At 62.9% G+C, this 24,302-nt stretch carries 23 protein-coding genes; 3 read left to right on the forward strand and 20 right to left on the reverse strand.

The annotated features are described in order from the left end of the window. Window positions 1–120: 120 nt before the first annotated feature. The 4 genes from N5B55_RS03190 to N5B55_RS03205 form a co-directional block, all read right to left on the reverse strand. Window positions 121–1,020 carry a S1 family peptidase gene (locus N5B55_RS03190; protein WP_304539127.1) on the reverse strand — a complete coding sequence of 300 codons (900 nt, stop codon included), beginning with the start codon at window positions 1,018–1,020 and terminating at the stop codon, window positions 121–123. A 312-nt stretch (window positions 1,021–1,332) separates the two neighbouring features. Beyond that, a complete protein-coding gene (locus N5B55_RS03195; protein ID WP_304539128.1) occupies window positions 1,333–2,241 on the reverse strand; it encodes a phytanoyl-CoA dioxygenase family protein in 909 nt (302 codons plus the stop codon). 9 nt (window positions 2,242–2,250) lie between these two features. Next, entirely contained in the window at window positions 2,251–3,027 is a 777-nt protein-coding gene (locus N5B55_RS03200) for a TylF/MycF/NovP-related O-methyltransferase (RefSeq protein ID WP_154206492.1), read from the reverse strand. Window positions 3,028–3,250: 223 nt separating this feature from the next. After that, a complete protein-coding gene (locus tag N5B55_RS03205; protein ID WP_154206493.1) occupies window positions 3,251–3,757 on the reverse strand; it encodes an Lrp/AsnC family transcriptional regulator in 507 nt (168 codons plus the stop codon). A 121-nt stretch (window positions 3,758–3,878) separates the two neighbouring features. Here N5B55_RS03205 and N5B55_RS03210 point away from each other — a divergent pair, with 121 nt between their 5' ends. Further along, complete coding sequence (locus tag N5B55_RS03210; RefSeq protein ID WP_304539129.1) at window positions 3,879–4,805, forward strand: DMT family transporter; 927 nt, start codon at window positions 3,879–3,881, stop codon at window positions 4,803–4,805. Window positions 4,806–4,837: 32 nt separating this feature from the next. Continuing rightward, complete coding sequence (locus tag N5B55_RS03215; protein ID WP_304539130.1) at window positions 4,838–6,043, forward strand: amino acid aminotransferase; 1,206 nt, start codon at window positions 4,838–4,840, stop codon at window positions 6,041–6,043. 127 nt (window positions 6,044–6,170) lie between these two features. Here N5B55_RS03215 and N5B55_RS03220 read toward each other — a convergent pair whose 3' ends face one another. The 4 genes from N5B55_RS03220 to ubiD all read right to left on the reverse strand — a co-directional run bounded on the left by N5B55_RS03220 (window position 6,171) and on the right by ubiD (window position 12,300). Beyond that, window positions 6,171–6,884 carry a hypothetical protein gene (locus N5B55_RS03220; protein WP_178959704.1) on the reverse strand — a complete coding sequence of 238 codons (714 nt, stop codon included), beginning with the start codon at window positions 6,882–6,884 and terminating at the stop codon, window positions 6,171–6,173. 130 nt (window positions 6,885–7,014) lie between these two features. Further along, window positions 7,015–9,069 carry an acetoacetate--CoA ligase gene (locus N5B55_RS03225; protein WP_304539131.1) on the reverse strand — a complete coding sequence of 685 codons (2,055 nt, stop codon included), beginning with the start codon at window positions 9,067–9,069 and terminating at the stop codon, window positions 7,015–7,017. A gap of 79 nt (window positions 9,070–9,148) precedes the next feature. Beyond that, the gene (locus N5B55_RS03230; protein ID WP_178959706.1) at window positions 9,149–10,660 is read right to left on the reverse strand and encodes an NAD-dependent succinate-semialdehyde dehydrogenase; all 1,512 of its coding nucleotides are present in this window, start codon (window positions 10,658–10,660) and stop codon (window positions 9,149–9,151) included. Between the two features lie 128 nt (window positions 10,661–10,788). After that, a complete protein-coding gene (gene ubiD, locus N5B55_RS03235; protein ID WP_304539132.1) occupies window positions 10,789–12,300 on the reverse strand; it encodes a 4-hydroxy-3-polyprenylbenzoate decarboxylase in 1,512 nt (503 codons plus the stop codon). A gap of 538 nt (window positions 12,301–12,838) precedes the next feature. Between ubiD and N5B55_RS03240 the strand changes: the two genes are divergently transcribed. Beyond that, window positions 12,839–14,023, forward strand: a complete 1,185-nt coding sequence (locus N5B55_RS03240; RefSeq protein ID WP_154206499.1) for a lytic transglycosylase domain-containing protein — start codon at window positions 12,839–12,841, stop codon at window positions 14,021–14,023. A 77-nt stretch (window positions 14,024–14,100) separates the two neighbouring features. On the opposite strand, the gene N5B55_RS03245 is transcribed toward N5B55_RS03240, so the two are convergent. From N5B55_RS03245 to N5B55_RS03295, 12 genes are all read right to left on the reverse strand, one after another. Next, a complete protein-coding gene (locus N5B55_RS03245; protein WP_178959709.1) occupies window positions 14,101–15,285 on the reverse strand; it encodes a pyridoxal phosphate-dependent aminotransferase in 1,185 nt (394 codons plus the stop codon). A gap of 42 nt (window positions 15,286–15,327) precedes the next feature. Next, on the reverse strand, window positions 15,328–15,795 hold the full coding sequence (nusB, locus tag N5B55_RS03250; protein ID WP_012761449.1) for a transcription antitermination factor NusB: 468 nt from the start codon (window positions 15,793–15,795) through the stop codon (window positions 15,328–15,330). 27 nt (window positions 15,796–15,822) lie between these two features. Next, on the reverse strand, window positions 15,823–16,323 hold the full coding sequence (gene ribH, locus N5B55_RS03255; protein ID WP_004629552.1) for a 6,7-dimethyl-8-ribityllumazine synthase: 501 nt from the start codon (window positions 16,321–16,323) through the stop codon (window positions 15,823–15,825). Window positions 16,324–16,414: 91 nt separating this feature from the next. After that, a complete protein-coding gene (gene ribBA / locus N5B55_RS03260) occupies window positions 16,415–17,554 on the reverse strand; it encodes a bifunctional 3,4-dihydroxy-2-butanone-4-phosphate synthase/GTP cyclohydrolase II (RefSeq protein ID WP_304539133.1) in 1,140 nt (379 codons plus the stop codon). A 127-nt stretch (window positions 17,555–17,681) separates the two neighbouring features. Next, window positions 17,682–18,335 (reverse strand): riboflavin synthase, encoded by a 654-nt coding sequence (locus N5B55_RS03265; RefSeq protein ID WP_009238858.1) that lies wholly within the window; start codon window positions 18,333–18,335, stop codon window positions 17,682–17,684. Window positions 18,336–18,341: 6 nt separating this feature from the next. Then, window positions 18,342–19,454, reverse strand: a complete 1,113-nt coding sequence (ribD, locus tag N5B55_RS03270; protein WP_065857069.1) for a bifunctional diaminohydroxyphosphoribosylaminopyrimidine deaminase/5-amino-6-(5-phosphoribosylamino)uracil reductase RibD — start codon at window positions 19,452–19,454, stop codon at window positions 18,342–18,344. A gap of 18 nt (window positions 19,455–19,472) precedes the next feature. Then, a complete protein-coding gene (locus N5B55_RS03275; protein WP_369812420.1) occupies window positions 19,473–20,036 on the reverse strand; it encodes a GspH/FimT family pseudopilin in 564 nt (187 codons plus the stop codon). After that, a complete protein-coding gene (locus N5B55_RS25305) occupies window positions 20,024–20,422 on the reverse strand; it encodes a type IV pilin protein (protein WP_369812421.1) in 399 nt (132 codons plus the stop codon). The genes N5B55_RS03275 and N5B55_RS25305 overlap by 13 nt, the downstream gene beginning before the upstream one ends. Continuing rightward, window positions 20,395–22,209: a pilus assembly protein gene (locus N5B55_RS03280; RefSeq protein ID WP_304539134.1), complete on the reverse strand. Its 1,815-nt coding sequence runs from the start codon at window positions 22,207–22,209 to the stop codon at window positions 20,395–20,397. The genes N5B55_RS25305 and N5B55_RS03280 overlap by 28 nt, the downstream gene beginning before the upstream one ends. Before the next feature lie 17 nt (window positions 22,210–22,226). Beyond that, entirely contained in the window at window positions 22,227–22,841 is a 615-nt protein-coding gene (locus N5B55_RS03285) for a pilus assembly PilX family protein (RefSeq protein ID WP_304539135.1), read from the reverse strand. Then, entirely contained in the window at window positions 22,835–23,770 is a 936-nt protein-coding gene (locus N5B55_RS03290) for a PilW family protein (RefSeq protein ID WP_304539136.1), read from the reverse strand. Before N5B55_RS03290 ends, N5B55_RS03285 begins: the two co-directional genes overlap by 7 nt. Before the next feature lies 1 nt (window position 23,771). Next, a complete protein-coding gene (locus tag N5B55_RS03295) occupies window positions 23,772–23,963 on the reverse strand; it encodes a type IV pilus modification PilV family protein (protein ID WP_304539137.1) in 192 nt (63 codons plus the stop codon). Between the last annotated feature and the right edge of the window lie 339 nt (window positions 23,964–24,302).

Raw genomic sequence — 24,302 nt, forward strand, 5'->3', positions numbered from 1 at the left:
CTGCTTCTGAGCAACTATGTTGGCGAGATGAGAGTTGGCCGCGTACCTGTGGTTATCGGTACTGCAATGTGCAGCATATGAAAAAAGCCAAGAAATAAACGGAGCCTTATATCGGATGGCTCAGATTGGCACTTCAGGCAGGCAATACCACGTTATTAAGAGACGTGGATCGATGCCGTTGAAGCTGCTTTCGCACGTATGAATAATGCGATCCCGTACCAGATGAGCTACTGGGTACTTGACGTTCTTTGCATGGGAGGGACCACGGTTCACAGAAATTCCCAGTGGCAGGATGGGCCATAGCATACACACGTAGCTGATCGGTTCTTCCTCGTCGTCACCTGGAAATAGTGAACCTGAGATGATGCCGCATAGCCTTCCTCGCTCGTCGAACACGGGGCCGCCGCTCATCCCTCCGTCAAATCGAGCTGCAACGCGATAGCATGGGAAAGTGAAGTTCCCGCTCGGTTGCCCGTTTGGCAGTATCTCTTCGATGACGCCTGTTGACGTAGTTGGCTTGTCCTTCAACTCCATATGATAGCCGCCCTCGTCAGCGGGGCGAGTTGCGACAACAGAGCTGTGGTAGCCGAAGGCCGCAATTGGAGTGCCGACGGGCGGAGCCGTAAAAATGAGTGGTGGAGTTCGCCAGTTGATTGGCGTGTTCGGATCGCTTTGACCGAAGAGACCTAGATGTAGCAGCGCGAGATCGGAGCCGGGACACTTCCAGGCAGTGTAAACATTCCAAATAGCGTAGTGCCCGCCTGGAAGGACCTGATAGAGACGGATGGAATACTCAGTGACATCCGCAGCATTGTCCTTCAACTCACCATGTCCGAATCTTGTCAGGATGTCGTCTACCACGTGTTGCGCGGTAAGAGCGAGGTGCGTTGCAATCAGGGTTGCTGTGCCGATGACATGCGCATCCCCATCTGCAAACTCAACGAGTACACGCAGGGCAAGCTCCGATACCGGCGTATCAGGCGGCTGGGGGACGAATGCGGATTTGCGGGAAATTGCCATGAGGTATATCAATAGCTTTTATTGATATCTGCTGGGGTGAGGACTGGCATCGCTCCAAAACTCGCAGACTACGTGGCTAAAAAATCAATCCGCGAAATAATGCGATGAAACCCCGCATGAACAGCAGGTTTGATAATCCCGTATAAGCTAGGGTATTACCATTATACGACGCCCGCGTAGCCCCACATTTTATGCGGGGTTGCGGCGGTTCGGCAAGCCGCGAGGGCGAAGGGCGGCATGAAAAGTGGCATTGAAGTCATTTTGCGCGCGCCCTTGGCTGGCTGCTCTGATGACGGGTCGTGCATCGCTCGGCTACCGCGTTGCCGGTTCGATGTATAGCTCGGGATACAGATCCTCGAAACGCTTGCCCTGAGGGTGCGATCTGTCGGCTCCATAAGGGATGCGATCGGGCGTACCAATATCCGACACGCGAAAGATATAGGTCAGACGCGTGCTGTCCTTGGAAATGCTCGGCACGGAACTGTGCCAGGTCAGGGAATCAATCGCGTAAAGCTCGAACATTCCGGACGCTGATTCCACGTGATCGTTCTGATCGAAGTCGGGATAGTGCTCGATCGCAACCTCGTAATGCCCGAACGCGTTCTTGGTGGTCTTCGGCAGCCCAAGCTTGTGCGTGCGCGGATAGATCCGGACGCCTCCGGCTTCGCCGTTCAAATTGTCGGTCAGGTTCAGCCAGAAAGTGAGCTGCTTCTCGCTTTGCAGCAAGTACGGGAAATCCTGATGCACCGGCAGGTTGTATCGGTAGTTCTCCTCGCCGGGCGGAAACACATGCAGCGTTTCGCCGTTGAAGGGGCGGACCAAAATGGAGGGCGCTTCCGAATGGTCAAAGAATCGTTCGACGATCTGCTGAATCTGCGGGTTGAAGAATAGGCGCATGCCCGACATGAGCCGCATCGGCCGGGTGCCCAGATCGTAGAGCTTGCCCAGAAGCTTCCGATCCTTGGCATTCAGTTCCAGGGTGATCGTTTGAAGATGGCGCTCGGCGGCGACGGCATCCCGGTCCTTGACGGCTTCTCGCAGCCGTCGCTGGGCCGACTCGTCGAACCGTGAGTCGTCCTTCACCAGCACCAAGAGGTAGTTGCACACGTCGAAGAACAGTGCCTCAACGTCGCTCTTGAGCGCTTCGGAGAAAACGATCTTTTCCCAGCCCTCTTCGGCAAGCGAGCCCGTCGTCGTGGTTTGGCGCATGGTTTCTTTCATGCGTGCAAATCAGTAGGTTTCCTTGACGATATAGCCGCCCGGATTGTCCGAGAACGGGAACTTCTGGATCCTTGGAGCAATGCCGCGTGCGCGGAAGAACTCGTCCACTGCGGACGCTTCACCTGGAAACACATCGAACCCGTATTCGTCGAGCAGCAGGATGCCGCCTTTCACGAGCCGATCCCAGAGACACTCCAGTCCCACCTTGGTCGGCTCGTACAGATCGGCATCGAGATGGAGCAGCTTGATCTTGGTACCGGGATTTTCGCTCGCGTACTGCGGAACGGTCTGCCGGATGTCACCTTCAATGATCCTGATTCGAGGCTTGTGAGGCGCGAACCGATCATGATCGAAGACATTGATCAGGTCATACAGCTCTTCACGGTACTGCGCAGAGGACCATCCGCCTTCGACCTTATCGTTGATGGCCTTCCGCGCACCGTCCTTCTCATGAAAATCAGGAAAACCGGAAAAGTTATCGAATCCGATGACATCGAAGCTGCGGTCGTAAGGCGCAAAGATTTCAGAAAACTGGGCGAAGCGGAGCAGTGATTCACCCTTGAAGACGCCGAACTCGACGATGTGGCCGGGCAAGTCATTGACCTGCTTGTAGATCTCGTAATGACAAATGAGCTTGGCCAGCGCGCGGCGATTGACGTACCGCAGCAATCCGCCAAACCGGAATGCATCGCGATTCCCATCCCCCACCTGCCTCGCGACCAGAGAGAAGATGGCCTCTTCGACAAAATTGTTGTCGGGGCAGGGGGCGGGCTTCTTTCGTTCCATGGATCGGTCCACTCGTTAGGGGTGATGCTTGTCTCGCCGCAGGCGGAGCAGCGGCGTTGCCTGATGCAGCGGTAGTATCGGTTCGCCTGCGCGTTTCTTGAGCGATGAGAGTGAGCGTGCGCTTCAAACGCTGGCGCGGTCGGGTGCTCGCCAATCCGCTCCATCGCTATCTCGTCTTGTGCGATCCCGTTGCCGGGTAATGAGACGACGGGCGGCGATCGAACTACCGCGCTGAGGCATTTCCACGCCGCCGCACCGCACTCCGCTTGTTCTCATCCCAGGCCGGAAACACCGTCGAGCGCTTGACCACGCCATACGCAAAGCTCGTGTCGATGGCGGCGATGCCGGGAATGGCATGCAATTGCCCGCGCACGAACTGCTCGTAGTCTTGCAGGCTTTCCACCAGCACACGCAGCAGGTAATCCGCCTCGCCAGTCAGCACATAGCAATCAAGGATCGCGTCGATGGCGCGGATGCGGTTCTCGAACGTCGAGACGACCTCGCGAGAGTGTTGTTGCAGACGAATATGCACGAATGCCGTCACCGGCAGCCCATATGCCTCTTCATCAACGATGGCCGTGTAGCCGCGGATGATGCCAGCGTCTTCCAGCAACCGCAGCCGGCGCAGGCAGGGTGAGGGCGACAGGTTCACACGCTCCGACAGCTCCTGGTTGGTCAAGCGGCCTTCTTTCTGAAGGGCGGCAATGATCTGCCTGTCTTTCTTATCCATGCGATTTTCCAAGAATGGCAGCTTCTGCCAAATCAAAAGGCGGCATTAGCGGAAATAGCAAGATACTACTTTTTGTACTGAGGCATTCTGTTTCCATTCTGAAAAGCAAGGGTGGGGCGGCATGCGTGGTTCGACATTGACGGTGGGCGTGGGCGCGCAGTCTGGGCGAAATGCCTTCGAGGCCAATCCGCTGATCGGGTATGCGGCGATGGTGCTGACGGTTTTGATCTGGGCCGGGTTCGCCCTGTCGATCCGGGCGATTGGCGCGTCGCCGCTGGCGCCTGCCGATGTGGCGCTCATCCGGTTCGGCCTGCCGACCTTGCTGCTGGTGCCGTTCCTGCCCTCCCGCTGGGCGATGCTGCGGCGGGTGAAGCCGCTCAGCGCGCTGATGATCCTGATGGGCGGCGGCGTGCCGTTCTTTTTCATGGCTTCGGCAGGCGGCAAGGTGACCTCGGCCGCCCACGTGGCCTCATTGATTGCCGGTACGACGCCGCTGTCGGTGGCGCTGATCGCGTATGTGGTGGATCGCCAACGCATGACGGCGGCACGCGGGCGCGCCATCGCGCTCATTCTCGCTGGCGTGCTGCTCCTGCTGGTATCGCAATCGCATGTATCGCATGGCGCGTTTGTCGGCGGCGCCGGATTGCTGCTGCTGGCGAGTCTGCTCTGGGGCAGCTACACGCTGGGGCTGCGCCGGGCAGGGCTCGATGCCATCGGTTGCGCATTGCTGTTGAGCGTGCCGTCCTTTTTGTTGACCGCGCTGCTGGTGAGCCTGGGCGTGGTTGACAGCCATGTCGGGCAGTTCACCGTGGCCAACGCCATGCCTTTCCTGCTGGCCCAGGGCTTGGGGGTTGGCGTGATTTCAAGCCTGTCTTATGCGCTGGCGATTCGTCATCTGGATACGCCGCGCTGTTCCGCCATCGGCTCGCTGGCGCCCGCGCTGGCTTGCCTGGGGGCGGTGCCCTTGCTCGGTGAATCGCTCACCCTGGCTGTTGCCTGCGGCATTGCCGTGATCACCGCTGGCGTGATCCTCGCAAACCGCGCGTAGACCGTCGCATCGCTCTTCCGGAAACCCACCCCATGCTAGCAAGCCTCGCCACCGTTGCCCCGGATCCGCTGTGGGGCCTGACCGCCGCTTTCCGTGCGGACCCCCGACCGGACAAGGTCGATCTTGTCGTGGGTGTCTATCGCGATGAAACCGGGCAGACACCGGTCATGGCCGCAGTGAAGGCCGTCGAGGAGCGTCTGGCTGCCGCCGGCGCTTCCAAGGCATACCGCGGATTGGCAGGCAACGCCGACTTCAATGCCGGGTTGGCGACGCTGCTGCTTGGCAACGACGCGGGGCGGCTGGCACGCCAGCACACGATGCAGACCGTGGGCGGGACCGGCGCGCTCCGATTGCTCGCCGACTTCATCGCCGTGGCTTCGCCCGGTGCTCGCGTCTGGGTGTCCGACCCAGGCTACGTCAACCACGTGCCCATCATGCGAGCGGCGGGGCTTGCGGTAGACCGCTACCGCTGGCGCGCGGAAGGCGGGGTGCTCGACGCGGACGCCATGTTCGCAGACCTGTGGGCTGCGCGTGCGGGCGATATCGTGCTGCTGCACGGCTGCTGCCACAACCCGACTGGCATCGACATGGGCGTCGGGGTCTGGCAAACCGTGGCGGAGCAGTGCGCGCAGCGGGGCTTGATCCCGCTGGTCGACATGGCGTACCTGGGTCTGGCCGATGGTTTGGAGCAGGACACCACAGGCCTGCGGTTGCTTGTCGATGCGCTCGATACGGTGCTGGTGGCGGCAAGCTGCTCAAAGAGCATGGGCCTGTACTGCGAACGCACCGGGGCGGCGATGGTACTCGGCAAGAACAGGGTGGCGCTGCAGCCGGTTGGCGGCGTGCTGGAGCGCATCACACGCAGCAACTATTCGATGCCGCCGGACCACGGCGCGGCGATCGCGGCTGCCATTCTTGGCGATGTCGCACTGAGGGCGTCCTGGCGTGACGAACTCGAACATATGCGTCAGCGCATCGCTGGCAACCGGCGTCGCCTTGATGACGCACTGGCCAGTCTGGGCGCCCCCGTTGCGCTACAGAATCTGTCACGGCACAAGGGCATGTTTTCCACGTTGCCGTGGGATGCCGATGCCATGGAGCGTTTGCGCGCACATCACGCCATCTATGGCACGCAGAGCGGCCGGATCAATATTGCAGGGCTCGCTTCGGAGCAGATCGACCGGGTGGCCGGCGCGCTTGCCGCCGTGGCCGCGGACATGGCCTCTACGCTGGCCTGAATGATCTTGATGATCTCGCCTTGATCCCCCGCAACCAACACGCTGCCTACGCCGCGGGGGTCCTCTCATAGCCGCCGTCGGCGTCGACGCGCGGACAAGCCGCACGACGTGTTACCGGTGCTGTTGCCTAGCGCCGCGACGCCATCGCCTGCATGGCCGCATCCACGAACTTCGCGGCGGCGTGTTCGCCCGCCAGGGGGGCTGCAGCCTTCGCGCATGCGGCAACCACGTCGCACAGCGATTGCGGGTCTTCCTTGCAGGCTCGCAGCAGCGGCATGGCGGCACCTGCCGCAGAGCCGAAGTGCTGCACGGCCAAACGCATCAGCTCGACCTTGACCACGTTGGGCAACACGTCGGCCAACTCCGGTGGCACGGCAGGCTGTGGCGCAGAAATGACCTGGACCGGCGCCGTGTGCGGCTTGCTGGCGTCATTGGCGGCGGGCTCGTCGATCGGCGCCGCCACCGCTTGCAGACCAAGCGTCATGCCCGTCAACGGCGGCAGCTCGTCGTAGATGTGAGAGAGGGCAGCAGGGCCGGGGCTGCCATGGTCGTCGAACAATGGACGATTGAAGTGCGCGATGGGGTCGAAAGGCGCGGCAGTCGCTGTGTTTTCAGGCGAGATACCGGGAAGCACGTCGACCATGCCGGCCCGTTGCAGCCCCACCAGCAGGTCGTCGAGGTCCGGCCAGTCGCTCAGCAGTTGATGCAGTTGCCCGACTGTGCGGGCTCCGTCAATGAGGATCAGCAGATGCCGCTGGCGCATCTGCATGTCATGGCGGCGCTGGGCCAAGGCTTCGCGGCCGTCCTCCGTCTTGATCAGGACGTTCGTCGTTACAAGCATGGTGACTCCCCGTTAAGCAGACTTGCCCGGCATCTTGATGTGCCGGTGCTAGCTGTACGTTAGTCATCACACCCGACCCCTGCCATCGTTCGATTGGCGGAGATTGTGAAACCAGAGACCAACGATCGGTCTAGCTCCGCCACGATTCCAATGCGGGCGCGGGCTCGCCGTGCGCGCTGCTTTGACGAGCCAGCGACCCGGCGTAGGTCGCGTACCACGCGAGCACCTCCGGGTTTGCCATTGCATCGGGGTGGGCGACGCGCTCGACTGGTGCGCCAAGCAGCAGTTTCTTGATGGGCACTTCCATCTTCTTGCCCGAGAGCGTGCGCGGCACGCCTGGCGCCTGCACGATCACGTTGGGCACATGCCGGGCTGACAGTCCCGCCTTGATGCGTGTGTTGATCGTGCTGCGCAGCGTGTCGTCGAGCGTCGCACCTTCGCGCAGCACGACGAACAGCGGCATGAACGATTCGCGGCCGAGAAATTCGAGATCGACGACGAGGCTGTCGAGCACTTCCGGCAGGTCTTCCACTACGCGGTACAGCTCGGCTGTGCCCATGCGGATACCGTGGCGGTTGATCGTGGCATCCGACCGGCCGTAGATGATGGCGCCGCCGCGTGGCGTGATCTTGATCCAGTCGCCGTGGCGCCACCGGCCGGGGTACATGTCGAAGTAGCTGTCGCGGTAGCGGCTGCCATCGGTATCGCCCCAGAAGAACAGTGGCATCGATGGGATTGGTGCCGTGCAGACCAGTTCGCCCACTGCATCGATCAGCGGTTGGCCGGCCTCGTCCAGGGCTTCAACACGCGAGCCGAGGTTGCGGCATTGCATCTCACCTGCATAGACGGGCAGCGTGGCGACGCCGCCCACGAAGCATCCGGCGAAATCGGTGCCGCCGGAAATCGGATTGAGCCAGACATCGGCCTTCACGTGGCGGTAGATCCAGTCATACGCCTCGGCGGAGAGCGGCGAGCCCGTCGACCCAACCGCGCGCAGCTTCGACAAGTCGAAATCGCGACCGGGCTCGATGCCGGCCTTCAGGCAATTGGCGAAGAACGCCGCCCCGGCGCCAAAGAAGCTCACGCCCGCATCCTGTGCGAAGCGCCACAGCGTATTGAGATCGGGCGTGCCGGGGTTGCCGTCGTAGATGGCGAGCGTGACGCCGCCCAGCAGGCCGCTCACTTGCGAATTCCACATGACCCACCCGGTACTGCTGTACCAGTGGTAGACGTCGTCGGGGCCAAGGTCGAGATGTAGCGCGCCCATCATCGTCTGCACCAGCAGGAGGCCGCCGTGGCCGTGCACGATCGGCTTGGGCATGCCGGTGGTGCCGGACGAATAGAGAATCCACAGTGGGTGGTCAGCGGCAACGGGTGTGACGACGAGCGGCACGTCGTCGGCCGTCAGGTCGCGCCAGTCGTGGGCCTCTGGGAAACGTGCGCGGTTGATCTCGCCAAGCAACTGCGGCACGAGCACGAGGTGTTCGACTGTTGGCAGCGCGTCGACCATCTCTGCGACCACGTCGGCGCGGTCGAACGCGCGGCCGCCGTAGTGATAGCCGTCCACCGCAATCAGCACTTTGGGCTCGATCTGGCGGAAGCGGTCGGTCACGGCCACCTGGCCCATGTCGGGCGCACAGACAGACCAGATGGCCCCGACGCTGGCCGTGGCGAGAAACGCCACCATCGCGTCCGGCGTGTTCGACAGATATGCGGCGACGCGGTCGCCTGGCACCACGCCCATCTTGCGCAGCGCATCCGCCAGCGAGGCAACGCGTTGGCGCAGTTCGCGCCATGACAAGTCGGCCAGCGGCTTGGTCTCGCTGGCGTATCGGATGGCGGTGCGGTCGGGGCTGCCGCCTTCTTCCACATGGCGCATGACCTGATCGACGTAATTGAGCTTCGCGCCGACCAGCCATTGCGCGCCGGGCATGGTGCGGTCGCCCAGCATCTGCGTGAACGGTGTCGAGGCGCGCAGGTCAAGGTAGTCCCAGACGGACGTCCAGAACGCCTCGAGTTCAGTGGTCGACCATTCCCAGAGTCGTGCGTAGCCCTCGGGCGTGGTCGCCGAAAAGCGCAGCCCGCGTTCGCGCGCGAGCCAGTCGAGGTAATGCGTCAGGCGCGCGCGCGCGATGAAGTCAGCCGATGGCGTCCAAAGCAGGGCGCCTTCCTGGATGGTGCTCATGTGTCTCCTCCGCCGGTCAGGCAAGGGGAAAGGCGCCCGCTCTATCGATGTGGCAGGTCGGCCAAGAGGGGGCGACGCTTCAGATGCCGCCCATGCACAGATACTTGAGTTCGAGATACTCGTCGATGCCGTAGACCGAACCTTCACGGCCCAGGCCCGATTGCTTGATGCCGCCAAACGGCGCGACCTCGTTCGAGATCAGCCCCGTGTTGATGCCGACCATGCCGTATTCGAGTTGCTCGGCCACGCGCCAGATGCGGCCGATGTCGCGGCTGAAGAAGTACGAAGCCAAGCCGAATTCGGTGTCGTTGGCCAGGCGCACGACTTCCGCTTCGTCCTGGAATTTGAAGATGGCGGAGACCGGGCCGAAGGTCTCTTCGCGCGCGATCAGCATGTCGGGCGTGGCGTCCGCCAGCACGGTGGGCTCGACAAAACGCTGCGAGCCGAAGCCCTGCATCAGTTTGCCGCCGGCGGTCAGGCGCGCGCCTTTCTGCGTCGCGTCGTCGATGTGACGCTGCACTTTTTCCACCGCTTGGTCGTCGATCAGCGGGCCTTGCACTACGCCCGATTCGAAACCGTTGCCGACCTTGATGCCGCGCACCTTGGCCGAGAGCTTTTCGACAAACGTGTCGTACACCGAGGCATGGACATAGAAACGGTTCGTACACACGCAGGTCTGGCCGGCGTTGCGGTATTTCGACTGCACTGCGCCTTCCACGGCGGCATCGATGTCGGCGTCGTCAAAGACGATGAACGGCGCATGGCCCCCCAGTTCCAACGCCACCTTTTTCACCGTCGGCGAACATTGCTGCATCAGGATGCGACCGACCGGGGTCGAGCCCGTGAACGACAGATGCCGCACGATCGGCGATTCGCACAGGGCTTTGCCGATGGCGATCGAGCGGTCCGCGTCGCCCGTCACCACATTGACCACGCCCTTGGGAATGCCCGCGCGGTGCGCCAGTTCGGCCATCGCGAGCGCGGACAGCGGCGTTTGCTCGGCCGGCTTAATGACGATGGTGCAGCCTGCCGCCATGGCTGGTGCGACCTTCCGGGTGATCATCGCCAGCGGGAAGTTCCACGGCGTGATGGATGCGCACACACCGACCGGCTGCTTCAACACGACCATGCGCTTGTCCCGCCAGGTGCTGGCCATCACGTCGCCGGAGACGCGCTTGGCCTCTTCGGCAAACCATTCGATGAACGACGCGCCGTAGACGATTTCGCCCTTGGCTTCGGCCAGCGGCTTGCCTTGTTCAGCCGTCATCAGCGCGGCGAGGTCGTCGGCGTTGGCGATAAGCAGGTCGAACCAGCGGCGCATCAGGCCAGCGCGCTCCTTGCCGGTCAGCTCGCGCCACGCGGGCCACGCCGCATTGGCCGCGTCGATCGCGCGCAGCGTTTCTGCGTGGCCGAGATTGGCGACGTCGGCCAGGTGTGCGTTGGTGGCAGGGTCGTAGACGGGAAACGTCGCGCCGTCTGCCGCGCCTACCCAGGCGCCGTCGACATAGGACTGCGTCTTGACGAGGGTGCGGTCTGTGATGCGCTCCAGCGCGTTGGAGGCTGTGCGGGATGAGTCGAGTGCTTCGGCCATGGCGTTCTCCATAAGGAAGGCGGACCCAGTAGACAAAAGGGCCCGCCTTTTAGATGCAGCAGTCGCTTAACCCGCTAAGAATAACCGAACGGTCGTTCGCTCGCAGATCGTGCCGCCAGGCCTTGTGGTTATTGGAAGAGCGTGTCCCACATGGCGTCGACGCGGGCTTTGACAGCGGCATCCATGACGATGGGCTGGCCCCATTCGCGCGTGGTCTCGCCGGGCCATTTGTTGGTGGCATCGATGCCCATTTTGGAGCCCAGGCCCGACACCGGGGAGGCGAAATCGAGGTAGTCGATCGGCGTGTTTTCCACCATCACCGTATCGCGCGCCGGATCGACGCGGGTGGTGATCGCCCAGATCACTTCCTTCCAGTCGCGCAGGTTCACATCGTCGTCCACCACCACGATGAACTTCGTATACATGAACTGCCGCAGGAAGCTCCACACGCCAAACATCACGCGCTTGGCGTGGCCGGCGTATTGCTTCTTCATGCTGACCAGCGCCATACGATAGCTGCAGCCCTCGGGTGGCAGATAGAAATCGGCAATCTCCGGAAACTGCTTCTGCAGCAGCGGCACGAACACTTCATTGAGCGCCACGCCGAGCACGGCCGGCTCATCGGGCGGCTTGCCTGTATATGTGGAGTGATAGATCGGGTCGCGGCGCATCGTGATGCGCTCGACCGTGCACACGGGGAACCAGTCCTGCTCGTTGTAATAGCCGGTGTGATCGCCGAAGGGGCCTTCGAGCGCGTGCTGATAGCCACTCGGGTGCGTCGGGTCCGGCTGGATGTGGCCTTCGAGGATGATTTCGGCACCGGCCGGCACTTGCAGTTGCGCCTGCGCCAAGGACGGCGTCAGGCATGTCGCAAGTTCGGTCCGGCTGCCGCGTAGCAGCCCCGCAAACTGGTACTCCGACAACGTGTCCGGCACCGGCGTCACCGCGCCAAGAATGGTGGCCGGGTCGGCGCCCAGTGCCACCGCAATGGGAAACGGCTGACCCGGATTGGCGATGGCGTGCTCGCGGAAATCCAGCGCGCCGCCGCGGTGCGCCAGCCAGCGCATGATGAGCTGGTTGCGACTGATGACCTGCTGCCGGTAGATCCCCAGGTTCTGCCGCTTCTTGTGCGGCCCGCGGGTGATGACCAGCCCCCAAGTGACAAGCGGCGCCGCATCGCCAGGCCAGCACGTCTGTACGGGGATGCGCGAGAGGTCGACGGCATTCCCTTCCCACACGATCTCCTGGCATGCCGGCGACGACACCTTGCGCGGCGCCATATCCCACACGGCCTTGGCCATTGTCCACAGCTTGCCGGCTTCACGCAGGCCGCGCGGCGGTTCGGGCTCTTTCAACGCCGAGAGCAGGCGACCGACGTCCCGCAGTTCATCGAGCGACTCCGCGCCCATGCCCAGCGCCACTCGACGCGTGGTGCCAAACAGGTTCGCCAGCACCGGCATGTCGTACTTCTGTGCGCCGTCCACCGGCTGCTCAAAGACGACCGCTGGGCCTTCGGCGCGCAGCAGACGGTCACAGACTTCGGTCATTTCCAGGCGCGGCGACACCGGCCGGTGTATGCGGCGCAGTTCGCCCGCGCGCTCGAGCTGGGCGAGAAAGTCACGTAAGTCTCTGTATTGCATGGAGATTTTGTAACCAAAGGTAAGGTCGGTCGCCTATCACGCGGACGGGCCGCCCCCCGAATGGTCGTCCGGGCGACATTTTTTTTGGTGTAGGCAGGGTGGCCGCGATTGTACGGCCAAAACCGCATGGCCCCCTGATGACAGAACGCGTCGCAGGTCAGCTAGTCCCAACAACGGGACGCCTATCATAACTTTTGGATATGAAAAATCGTTTCTTTATGATTGACTTGGCATAACGCGCTTCCTACAATCCAATCCGATCTGGCAATTGTTGCAACGCAACATGTTTTCGGCTAATGCCTTCGCCCCGTTCTCAACCATGTGAGGGGCGACACCAGAGCACATCAGCATCGCTGCGGGACGTGACCTCCCCAAGGACACGGCCCGCATTTCTCTGGGCACTAGGGGAGTGCCCCCAACAGATGCCGGCTGACTGCAACAGCGCGGCATCCTTACTAAAAACCGTTGCGACCTGAAACGCACGGCGCCATGCAAAAGAAAGGCGTCTACCGGATCTGAGCAGCGGACGGAGGTAAGTATGAACGGTTGGAAAACCCTTCATTCTTCCGGGATCGGATCGGCGCTGCAACGCCGGCTCGTAGCCCCGGTTGGCCGCCGCCTCGCGCGTGCCGGTCAAGTTGCGCTGCCTCGTAAGCTGCGCATGGAGTTGAACGCAGGGGGCGCCGCCGCGTCCCGCAATGAGTTGCATCCTGGCGTACTGCTGGTGTTCCGCAGCGGGCATGTCGTGCTCAATAGCATCGGCTTGCTGGCGGTCGCCGCCGCAGTTGCACTCTCGCTGAACAGCGAGTGGCGTGCCACGGTCGCTCAACGCGTGCTGCATTTCACGCCGGGTGTCGACACCAGTGTCGCCTCGGCAAATCCGTCTCCCGCAATTGCGGCTGGCGTGCAGCCGGTGGCTTTTGCGCCGACTGCGCCGTCTGCTGGTACGGGCGCCGCTCAAGCTGTTGCTCCGGCGACGGCACAGGGTGGCACGGTTGCGGCGGCAGGTTGGGACGCGCTTTCGAAGGTGCCGTCCGTGGCCGAGTTGGCCGCGCAGATTCCGAACACGCAAGTCGTCCGCGACGCGCGTGAGTCGGCAACCGCCGGTACCCCGCGAGAGCAGGCCGCCGTAGCGGAATACATTGCCCGCAAGTATCGCGTGGCGGCTACAGCCACCGGCCAGCTGGTGAAGGCTGCGTATCAGACCGGAAAGGAAGTCGGCCTGGATCCGTTGCTCATCCTGGGCGTGATGGCGATCGAGTCCAGCTTCAACCCGTTCGCCGAGAGCGGTATGGGTGCGCAGGGCCTGATGCAGGTCATGACGAAGGTCCACCAGGACAAGTACGAAGTGATGGGCGGCGTCGGTGCAGCGCTCAACCCGTACGCCAACATCAAGGTCGGTGCGCTGGTACTGAAGGATTGCATCGCACGCGCAGGATCGATCGAGGGCGGCCTGAAGCTGTATGTCGGGGCCGTGACGCAGGGCGATGGCGGCTACGGCGGCAAGGTGTTGCAGGAGCGTTCGCGCCTGCGCATGGTCGCGACAGGCCATCGTTCGCCGATGACCGCGGCATCCGAACGCGAACCGGTGAAGCCAGTTGCGACAGCCGCGCCCGTGGCGCAGGCTGACGTGAAGACGCAAGCTGCCAAGCCGTCCGACAAACCAGCCCCGGGTCAGCAGGAAGAGGCGCGTCTGGACAGTAAGTCGCAAGGCCAAGCCTGATCAGCTTGATTCGCTGCACTAAACGGAAAGGCCGTCCTCCGGGACGGCCTTTCTGTTTGGGCGATGCGAAGCGTGCTTTATCGACCGAATAGCTTGCCCAGCCGTGCGACCGCTTCTTCCAGATGTGCCATTGATGTGGCGTAGGACAGCCGGATGTAGTGCCGCGCCGTATGCGGTCCAAAATCGAGTCCCGGTACGAGCACCACGCCCGCGTCGTGCAGCATCGACTGGGTGAGGGCATCGGCATCGTCGGCATGCGGATGGTTCACGCCCCGGCAATCGGCGTAAACATAGAATGCTCCGTCCGGCTTGACCGGTACGTTGAAGCCGAGCGATTCCAGGGCTGGCACGATGAAATCCCGGCGGCGGCGGAATTCGGCCTTGCGCTCTTCGTAAATCGCCAACGCTTCCGGCTCGAAGCAGGCAAGCGCCGCGTACTGCGCCACCGCCGACGCGCAGATGAACAGATTCTGCGCGACCTTCTCGAACTCCGGCACCAGTTCGGCGGGCGCCACCAGCCAGCCGAGTCGCCAGCCGGTCATGTTGAAATACTTCGAAAAGCTGTTGATCGTGACGACATCGTCGCCGAACGACAGGGCGGAGACCGGGGCTTGGTCGTACGAAAGGCCTTGGTAAATCTCGTCGACGATCGAGAATCCGCCTCGCGCGCGCACGGTCTGCACAATACGCTGCAGCTCATCCGGCAGGATCGAGGTGCCCGTCGGGTTGGAAGGGGAGGCCAGCAGCACACCCTGCGTGCGCTCGCCCCAGTGAGCGTCGACCTGCGCGGCCGTCAACTGGAAGCGTTCGTCCGGCCCCGACGGCACCAGCTTTGCCTCGCCATTGAAGGCAGCCACGAAGTGCCGGTTGCACGGATAGCTCGGATCGGGCATCAGGACTTCGCCGCCAATCTCCACTAGCACCGCACACGCCAGCAGCAATGCCGCAGACGCGCCCGCCGTCACAATGATGCGCTCGGGCGCAATCTCGAGGCCGTAAACGGTGTGGTAGTAGCGGGCGATTGCCTGGCGCAGCGGGCGGATGCCCAAGGCCCCGGTGTACTGCGTGACGCCGCGCCGCATGGCGTCGGCCGCGGCTTGCACGACGGGCTCGGCGGCGGTGAAGTCCGGCTCGCCGATGCCCATGTGAATGATGCTGCGTCCAGCCAGTTCCAGCTCGCGGGCCTGCTTGGCCAGCTCCATCACGTGAAAGGCGCGGATATTGGCCAGCCGGGCGGCTGTCTGCAGGCGGTGGGCGTCCATCTTCAAGCGATGCAAAAGGTAAAGCGAACGGCAGACGCCGAATTACCGGCGGGCAGCGACCTCGACAGCGCGGACCTGGGCGGCCAGTTTGTCCAGCACGCCGTTGACGTACTTGTAGCCTTCGACGCCGCCGAAGGTCTTGGTCAGTTCAACGGCCTCGTTGATCACGACCTTGTACGGGATGTCCACGCAGTGCACCAACTCGTACGCGCCGACCAGCAGGGCGGCACGCTCGACCGGCGACAGCTCGGCAACCGGGCGATCCAGGTACGGCGTGAACGCCTCGGTCAGCGTGGTTTCTTCGCGGATCGCACCGTGCAGCAACGCGTCGAAGTGCGCACGGTCGGCCTTGTTGAAACCTTGTGCGTCTTGCAGATGCGCCTCGACCACACCGGGGTCGTTGCGATTGAGCAGCCATTGATACAGACCCTGCAATGCCAGTTCGCGCGCACGGCGGCGCGCGCTCTTGGCGGGGGCCTTGGTCTTGGCTTGGGAATTGTCTTGCGTCATGGGAAAAGCCTTTGCGCGAGGAAGCGCTTATTCATTCTCGCCGTCGTCGTCCTGACCGTGATCCTGCAGACCATCGAGGTCATTTGTCAGGTTGGCCATCTCAACAGCGGTACGGGCGCAGTCGCGACCTTTTTCGCGGGTGCGGGCATGGGCCTGTGCGTCGGTGTCGGTGGTCAGGATGCCGTTGGCGATGGCGATGTTGAAGTCCAGGCCCACGCGCGTGATGCCGGCGCCCGATTCGTTGGACACCAGCTCGAAGTGGTATGTCTCGCCGCGGATTACTGCGCCCAGCGCGATCAGCGCGTCGAACTGGCCCGATTCGGCCATCTTCTGCAGGGCCAGCGGGACTTCCAGCGCGCCCGGCACGGTCACCAGCAGCACGTCTTCGCCGGCCACGCCGAGTTGTTCGAGTTCAGCGACGCACGCTTCGCGCAGCGCTTCGCACACGGGCTCGTTGAAACGCGCCTGGACGATGCCGATGCGCAGGCCTTCGCCGTTGAGATTGGTCGGGTAGAAGCCGTGGTCCATGGTGTATTCCGGTTGGGGTTGCCTGAGGTTGTCTATCTGGCAACGTCAGAAAAAAGAAAGTCGGCGCGGCAGTTTATCTACCGCGCGAAGTTCAATGCGTGGCGGCGGACGAAGCCGAAGTGACGTCCGGCGCATCCGCCATCGACTGATACGCCGTCACTTCCAGATCGTAGCCGACCATGCTCGGCAGCTTGAGTGGCGAGGCCAGCACCCGCATCTTGCCCACACCAACCTCCTTGAGAATCTGTGCGCCGATTCCATAGATGCGCGGATCGGGTTTCGTGCGCGGGCGCTCGTGCGGCGCATCCAGTGCGGTGAACTGGGTGAACAGGCGGTCCGCCGAATCGCCGCAATTGAGCAGCACGACCACGCCGGTCGGGGCGGCCTGCACGGCGCGCAGGGCAGCGGGCACGCTCCACGAGTGCGTCGTGCGCTGGCATTCCAGCAGATCAAGCACCGACAGGGGCTCATGCACGCGCACCAGCGTTTCGGTGTCCGGTGTCGGCGTGCCCTTGACCAGCGCCAGATGGGCGCGGCCGGCCGCGCGGTCGCGGAAGGCAACGGCATGGAACGTGCCGAACTGCGTCTCCATCGTGCGCTCGCCGACGCGCTCGACGATGCTCTCGGTGCGGCTGCGATATTGGATCAAGTCGGCAATCGTGCCGATCTTCAAACCGTGTTTCTTGGCGAATTCCACCAGGTCCGGCAAGCGCGCCATGGTGCCGTCGTCCTTCAGGATCTCGCAGATCACGGCGGCGGGCGTCAGGCCAGCGAGTGCGGTCAGGTCGCAGCCGGCTTCGGTATGGCCGGCGCGCATGAGCACGCCGCCCTTCTGGGCCCGCAGCGGGAAGATGTGGCCCGGATTCACCAGATCAGACGGTTTCGCGTTCTTGGCCGCGGCCACCTGGATCGTGCGTGCACGGTCGGCTGCCGAAATACCCGTGGTCACACCCTCGGCCGCTTCGATCGAAACGGTGAAATTGGTGCCGAACTGCGTGCCGTTGCGGCTCGCCATCATGGGCAGGTCGAGCTGATCGCAATGTTCTTCGGTGAGCGTCAGGCACACCAGGCCGCGCGCGTGCGTGACCATGAAGTTGATGGCTTCTGGCGTGACGAAATCGCTCGCCAGGATCAGGTCGCCTTCGTTCTCACGGTCTTCCTCGTCGACCAGGATGACCATGCGGCCGGCGCGGATTTCGGCAATGATTTCTTCGACTGTGGCGATCGACATGGCGTAGCAGGGGTGCGCGCCGCCGGTCAACTCCCGCCAATCGGTGATTTCGGGGGCCGTGCGACTGCGTAAATGGGAAGCCCGCTATTGTACGCCAAGGCGGCCCCAAGCCAGTGGGGCCAATGGTTCAAACGGCTGCCAGGGGTTGGGTGCCCACGGGCAGGCCAATAGCGGCGTGGGTCAACATGCGTTCCACGTAGCGGGCGATCAGGTCGATCTCCAGGTTGACCTGGCTGCCGGCCTTCAAGTGCTTGAGCGTGGTGACTGCCACGGTGTGCGGGATCAGATTGATCGAGAACTCGCAGCCGTCGGCGTCGTCACGGACGGTATTGACCGTAAGCGATACGCCGTTCACCACCACGGAGCCCTTGTAGGCCAGATATTTGCCGAGCTCTGCCGGCGCCCGCACACGCAGTTCGTGGGATTCGTTGACGGGCGCGAAGTGTGTGACCGTGCCCAGGCCGTCCACGTGGCCTGACACGAGGTGCCCCCCGATGTGGTCCGCCAGGCGCAGGGCCTTCTCCAGATTGACCTCGCCCGGGCCTTCCAGCCCGACTGTCTTGGAGAGCGATTCGCGTGACACATCGACCTCGAAACGGTTGTCGGCTTTGGCGACGACCGTCATGCACGCGCCCTGGATGGCAATCGAATCGCCCAAAGCCACGTCTGCAAGCGGCAGGCCGCCGGCGTCGATGGACAAGCGCACGCCGGCATCGGCGTTGTCGCCAAGCGGCGAGACAGTTTCAATTCGGCCAACTGCGGCGACGATTCCGGTGAACATAAGCAATCAATCCGTCGGGTTGCGGCGCGCCAGGATGCGGAGATCGCCCCCGATGCGCGAGATATCGTGAAAGAAGAATTCGGCCGCGCCTTCCAGCGTCTGCAGCGGCCCCATATTGAACATGCCCTGGCCCGAGCCCAGCACCTTGGGCGCCAGATAGACGAGGACCTCGTCAACCAGCCCTTCGCGCAGCAGCGAGCCGTTAAGCTTGAAGCCGGCCTCGACGTGCAGCTCGTTGATTTCGCGGCGGCCAAGTTCGCGCAGAACCGCGGCCAGGTCGACCTTTCCAGCCGCATTGGGCAGCAGGATGACCTCTGCGCCGCGCTCGCTCAACGCCCGCATTCGGCCCGCTTCGGGCTGGGCGGCAAAAATCAGCGTCGGCTCATGGTGACCATCTGCCGTGAGGATATGCGCGTCGAGCGGCACGTCCAGCGCAGAGTCGATCAGCACGCGGCGTGGCTGGCGAGGCGTATTGACGGCACGCACGGTCAGTCGCGGATTGTCTTCGCGTACGGTGCCGATGCCGGTCAGGATGGCACAGGCGCGCGCGCGCCAGCGGTGCCCGTCGTTGCGCGCTTCGGCTTCGGTAATCCATTGGCTGACGCCGTTGTCCAACGCCGTGCGGCCGTCCAGCGATGCGCCGACCTTCACGCGCACCCACGGTGTGCCGCGGGTCATACGTGAAACGAAACCGATATTCAGCTCGCGCGCCTCGCGCTCAAGCAGACCGCAACGCACGTCCACGCCGGCATCGCGCAGCTTCTGCAGACCACGCCCAGAGACGGCAGGATTTGGATCTTCCATGGCCGCCACCACGCGTGCAATGCCTGCTTCGACCAGTCGATCTGCGCAGGGCGGGGTGCGGCCGAAGTGGCTGCAGGGCTCCAGCGTCACATAGGCGGTGGCGCCGCGCACGTCGAGGCCGCGGGACTGGGCGTCCTTGATGGCCTGGATTTCAGCATGGTCCTGGCCGGCGGGTTGTGTGTAGCCCTCGCCGATGACGGTGTCGTCTCGCACGATCACGCACCCGACGCGCGGGTTGGGCGTGGTGGTGAACAAGCCCTTCTCGGCCAGCGCCAGGGCGCGCTGCATCATGGCGTGGTCGAAGTCGGAAAACATGGGTGTGACGCGGCCTGGTTACGGATCGGTATTGGGTGCTCGGCAATTGCCGCCGCGATCCGCATGTGGGTCACAGATGCGGGGGCGGCCAACGGTGTTGACCCGTACTAGACGCGTATGGCGTCCGCTAGAGATCGTCACTGTGGTGCCGGTTACTTCTGTCATCCGTGAGTATCCCACAGCCTCGTAGGAAATTTTGCTGCGAGGCACGCTGAGCCGGACGGCGGGCACCGTGGGCAACGGGATAGAGACCATGATTTCTCTCTCCGACGCGGCTGCAGCGCCAGGCGTACCTGCCGTTGCCAATACAGTGAGTTCCCAGCCGCTAGCCCAGTCTGATGAAGCATTTCGAGGGGCGATCTCTGTCTGGAGATGACGATGCTGAGCCGTACGCTGAGCCAACGATATCGTGCTGGCCAAGCGTTCGGCGAGGAGCGTCACGGTCTCGCGCTGCCAGCGGTCGATGGTCGGTGGCACTGTCATCACGGCCAGTAAAGTGAGGATGGCAAGCACGATCACCAATTCCAAAAGGGTCACGCCTGCTTTCCGGGTGGCTAGCATTGGTAGTGTTATGGCCAACATGCCGCGTCGCGTGGTTCGCGTTCGCCGGTGCTTCGTAGAATGAGCATGCCGCAGGAGGCATCCGCTCTATCCGGAACGGCGACCACTTCAATACATTGAGTCTTCGGCCGCTCTATACCCCCACTGGAGCACGCCTGGGGGCGGATGGAATAACCGTCCGCATGCGGGATCGGGCCGTGAAATGGCGACTGTCCATCGTACGTACCTGTGCGCGCACGCCGGAGTTCCAGTTGCGATAGGGCACCGACCAAGGCGGCGCCCGCGCTGACGCGATGTGCACGCTGCCAATACGTAGACCAGCTTGATATGGCGAAAAAAGCTAGCAACCCCACGACGGCAAGCGCTGCCATCAGCTCTATCAACGTGAATGCCCGCGTAGGACGCATCTGCGTGCCCCAGCTTCGGTCACTTCGCGCCAGCTGAGTCGGCCGAGTTGGCGCGTGTATGTGCGCGATTCCAGCTGCTGGACACGTTCGCCATCCAGTTGCCACAGGACGGTGTGAGTTGCTTGCGTGGTGCCACCGCGAGGTGTCTCGGCGGGCGGGGCGCTCTGTATGGTAATGAGCGGTGCGCCGAGGACAACCCGGCCTGTTCGCCCATCTTTGCTCACGGGGAGGCCGGTTTTCGCGTCCAACAGAAGGGTGCGTTCGCGGTCGGCAGCGTCACGTGTAGTGAGCAGCAAGCTATCGGGACCGGCTGCGGTCAGGTCGTCTGGCCTTTGGCCGGCCGGCAGATCGATGCGCCAGCCAGCCGCGCTGTTGCTTCCCGGCTGGATCACCACGCCGTCTGCGACCTCGCGGGTGCTTAAGCCTTCGAGGCTGTCGCGCGACAGGTTGCGTAGCGACGTGTTTGTGTCCGCTACGCCATAAAGCGTGGCATGCCCGTCGGCGCCTAGCGCGGTGAAAACAAGCAATGGGCCTCCAGCCGTTGACGACAGCAAGATCGGACTAAGAATGCGCTGGACAGAGCCTCCGAGAGAGGTGGCTGTGAAGAAGGGCGTGCGGCGCTCGGCATCATTCGTTCCCAATGCTTGCCACCACGGCGGGGCGCCCGTCAGGTCGAAGCGCCAGATTCGGCCTTCAGTGTCAGCGACGTACGCCGATTGGGCTGTCCCCCGCGGCCCGAGTGCCACCGCTGGTGCGCCAAGCCCCCCTTGACTTGCACTCGGAGGCACCTGGATCGATAGAGCTGTGCCGGGTTGGTCCAAAGGCAAGAGCAGCAGACGACTCCCAGCACGCTCGGCACCTTCACCATTGCCGCTGACTGCGAACCATCGCTGCTCCCCGTCGCCACCCGCGTTGAGTGGCACGATGGGGATAGGGCCTGTCATGTGGCCGACACCGGCGTCATTGCTTGCGTCATAGGCAAGCATGGGTGGAGGCGTAGAAGAGGGCGGGTCGGTAATGTCCACAAGGAAGAGGCCCGACCCCATTGCACCATTGGGGCAAGCGAGTATTGAACGCCATTGCTTGCCGACTCGTGCATCGGTGGCCAAAGGCCGGCTGCAGATCGGAGCCGGTGCCGGCTGCCCTAAGGAGGCATTGCGCGCAGCAGCGGTCAGGACGGCATCCGGTATGACGGCGAAGCGTTCCATACCGGTAAGCGCATCGAAGCCATGCAACATGCCGTCGTTCGCACCGATGTAGACCATCCATGGACGGCGCATGTGCTGGCGGCGAAAGAGTTCGTGACTTGCATCGAGAGCCACGCCGGGAGGGCCGAGCAGCAGGACGTGTGCGCCGCGCATGGAGCCTAGTACAGACGTGCGTGGCCGCAGTGTGGGATCGACGTGCTCGTGCTGCCGTACACCACGCACGTAATCGACGCGTCGGGCGCCGGGCTCATCGCTCGCGGCGATCTCGGTCTGCTGGGAGCGCGACAGGGCTGCCCAGCGCAGCGGGGCTGGCGTGCGAACGCCGGAAGGACTGCGATGGAAAGTCCACAGATGCCGCGCATCCGGAGCGACATCACGGAGCTGTCGACTGGCCTCCCAGAGATCTTGCGGAGCAGGGGCGTCGAGCGTGCCCAGTGTGGGCAGAAATTGCATACCACGGAGTTTGCCGCTCCAAGCATCGTCGCCGGCTTCGACAACGACGTGGGTCGGCAGTTGACCCGCGGGACTACCACTCGTAGCGCCAAGCGTTGAACTGATCAGCGCTGTAACGATTCCCATGCAGATTTGACACGCCTTCATGGTTCGTTTGCCCGTGGGCGAAAAACGGTTTGCAGCAGCACATTAATCTGCGGGTTGGTGCCAAAGCCTGCTGCCGTAATCCGGAAAAGCGAAGGGGGGCGCTCAGCACCGGCTTGTATCCACTGGCCAGGCAATGCGTCAGGAATCGGCTCGATGACATAGCGGGCCGGCGTTGCGCTGCGCCCGTCCCGCTGCTTAGTTGTGGTAACTGTCACACTCCTCGAACCGTTTTCGATCAAATCCGCGAGCTTGGAAGCGGATTGACCCTGCAGCGGCCAGCACAAACCCGCTTCAGTGCCCTGCCCACAGAGGCCCGGAACGAAACCCGCCAAAGTGATGGGATCAAGCGCCGCGACGCGCGCTGCATCCACCGTTGCAGGGCAGTTTCTGCGGATTGGCGTACGTGTCGCAACGGCTAGATCGCACTCGCCCGCTGCCAGTGCAGACTCGGCGGCCTGCAAAGCGACGGCATAGTCTGCAGACAGAACGGCACGGCGGAGGTGGTCTTGTGCGAGCTGCAAGGCCGTGACCGTCAGCAGGCTGATGATGATCAGCGCACCAGTCACTGCGATGATCGAGAAGCCTCGCACGCTTGTATGCTGGATCAGCATGCGTCCGCCTCGCAGCGTAGTGAGTTGCGTACGGCGAACGTGGCGGTGAAGAGCGCGCGATTACGGCGTGGATCTTTGGGTTGGAATTCCAGGTCTTCCGTACGAGCGCCTGAGGCCGAGCCAAATGCGGGAAACAGGGCGATACTTTCCGAGTCGGGCTGCCTGAGTGAATGCCGGTCACCGCGTACGACGAGGGCAACATGGACCAGCTTTACGCGATGCCAATCTGTGGTGGCCATGGCGCGAGCGGACACGGTTTTGGCTTGCGATGTAGCCGTCGGTGCGAGCGTATACAGCAGTTGTAACGTTTCGACCCCGCGGACCGCTTCGTTCGAGTTCACTGCCACCAATACATCACCACTATTGCGCGACAAGGACCGGCACATCAGTCGCGGCGCCTCCTCGGCGTCCGTGCTGACGGAGATGAACAGCAGAATATTTCCCAAGCGCGGATCCGATTCCGATCCGGCGCGTTCTCGTACGCCGTAGTTGTCGCAGTCCAGCGTGGCGCCGTCAGGCTCATGCGCGTTTGGAGGCAGTTGGTTGCGACCGGAGAAACGCACCATCAATGCGTCACTGCCTTGTATTCCGCGCGGACCGCATTCCAATTCGACAGTTTTCTTAGGCTGGCCGCAGTCGTCCGCTCCGACCAGGGACAATGGTGCGGCGCTCTCCGCCCAGCGCCGTACGGGAGAAGAAGTAGGCGTGTCGGTAATCCATCCCGCTTGACGTACCGCCTTGCCGATCAGCTCCAATGCACGCATTCCGCGGTCTTCAATGAGTGCTTCGTCGGCCAGCCGCTGGTAGCGCACCCGCGCTACGAGCATGAGTTGCAACGCGATGCCCAGCACCATCAGGGCGATGATCATGCCGACCAACAGTTCGACCAGCGATGTGCCGCGCGTATGCCGCGCGAGCGGGCGCGGCATCTCAGCGAGTTTCCGTCTCGTTGATATGGGCACGGGCCTCGACCCCTAGCGCGCGAGCGGCATGGCTGGTGGCCTCCACATGATCGAGCGCGTGGAGCATGGCTGCAGCGCCCAGCGAGAGGACGGCCAGGGCGACAAGGGATTCGAGCAGGATGGCGCCCTGTTGATGCATGACGTGGTGGCGATGTGGCATGAGTCGGCTGGAACTGGTTAGCCGCTCAAGTTAGTGGGAATTTGGCCGTATAACTGTCATATCTGGTCAATACCCTCTACGATGGTCGAGTGTCCGCCTACCTCTGTTGGGGTGTGACGCTATTTTGGATATCCAGTTAGCTGATTCCCGACGCGACTTCTCCCTCAGGTCGTTGTTTGTAGGGAGTCACGCCAATGACGTACGGTCACTGAGATCCTGGTGGCCGGGTTGCGTTGCACCAACAAAAGACGCTTGTCTATCGGACCGGGCCTATTGACAGTGATTGGTTGCCTCCTACATGATTGCGAGCGTTAGGATTGACGCTATATCTGCTTGGTG

The sequence above is a fragment of the Ralstonia pickettii genome, from assembly GCF_030582395.1.
In the GTDB taxonomy this organism is placed as follows: domain Bacteria; phylum Pseudomonadota; class Gammaproteobacteria; order Burkholderiales; family Burkholderiaceae; genus Ralstonia; species Ralstonia pickettii_D.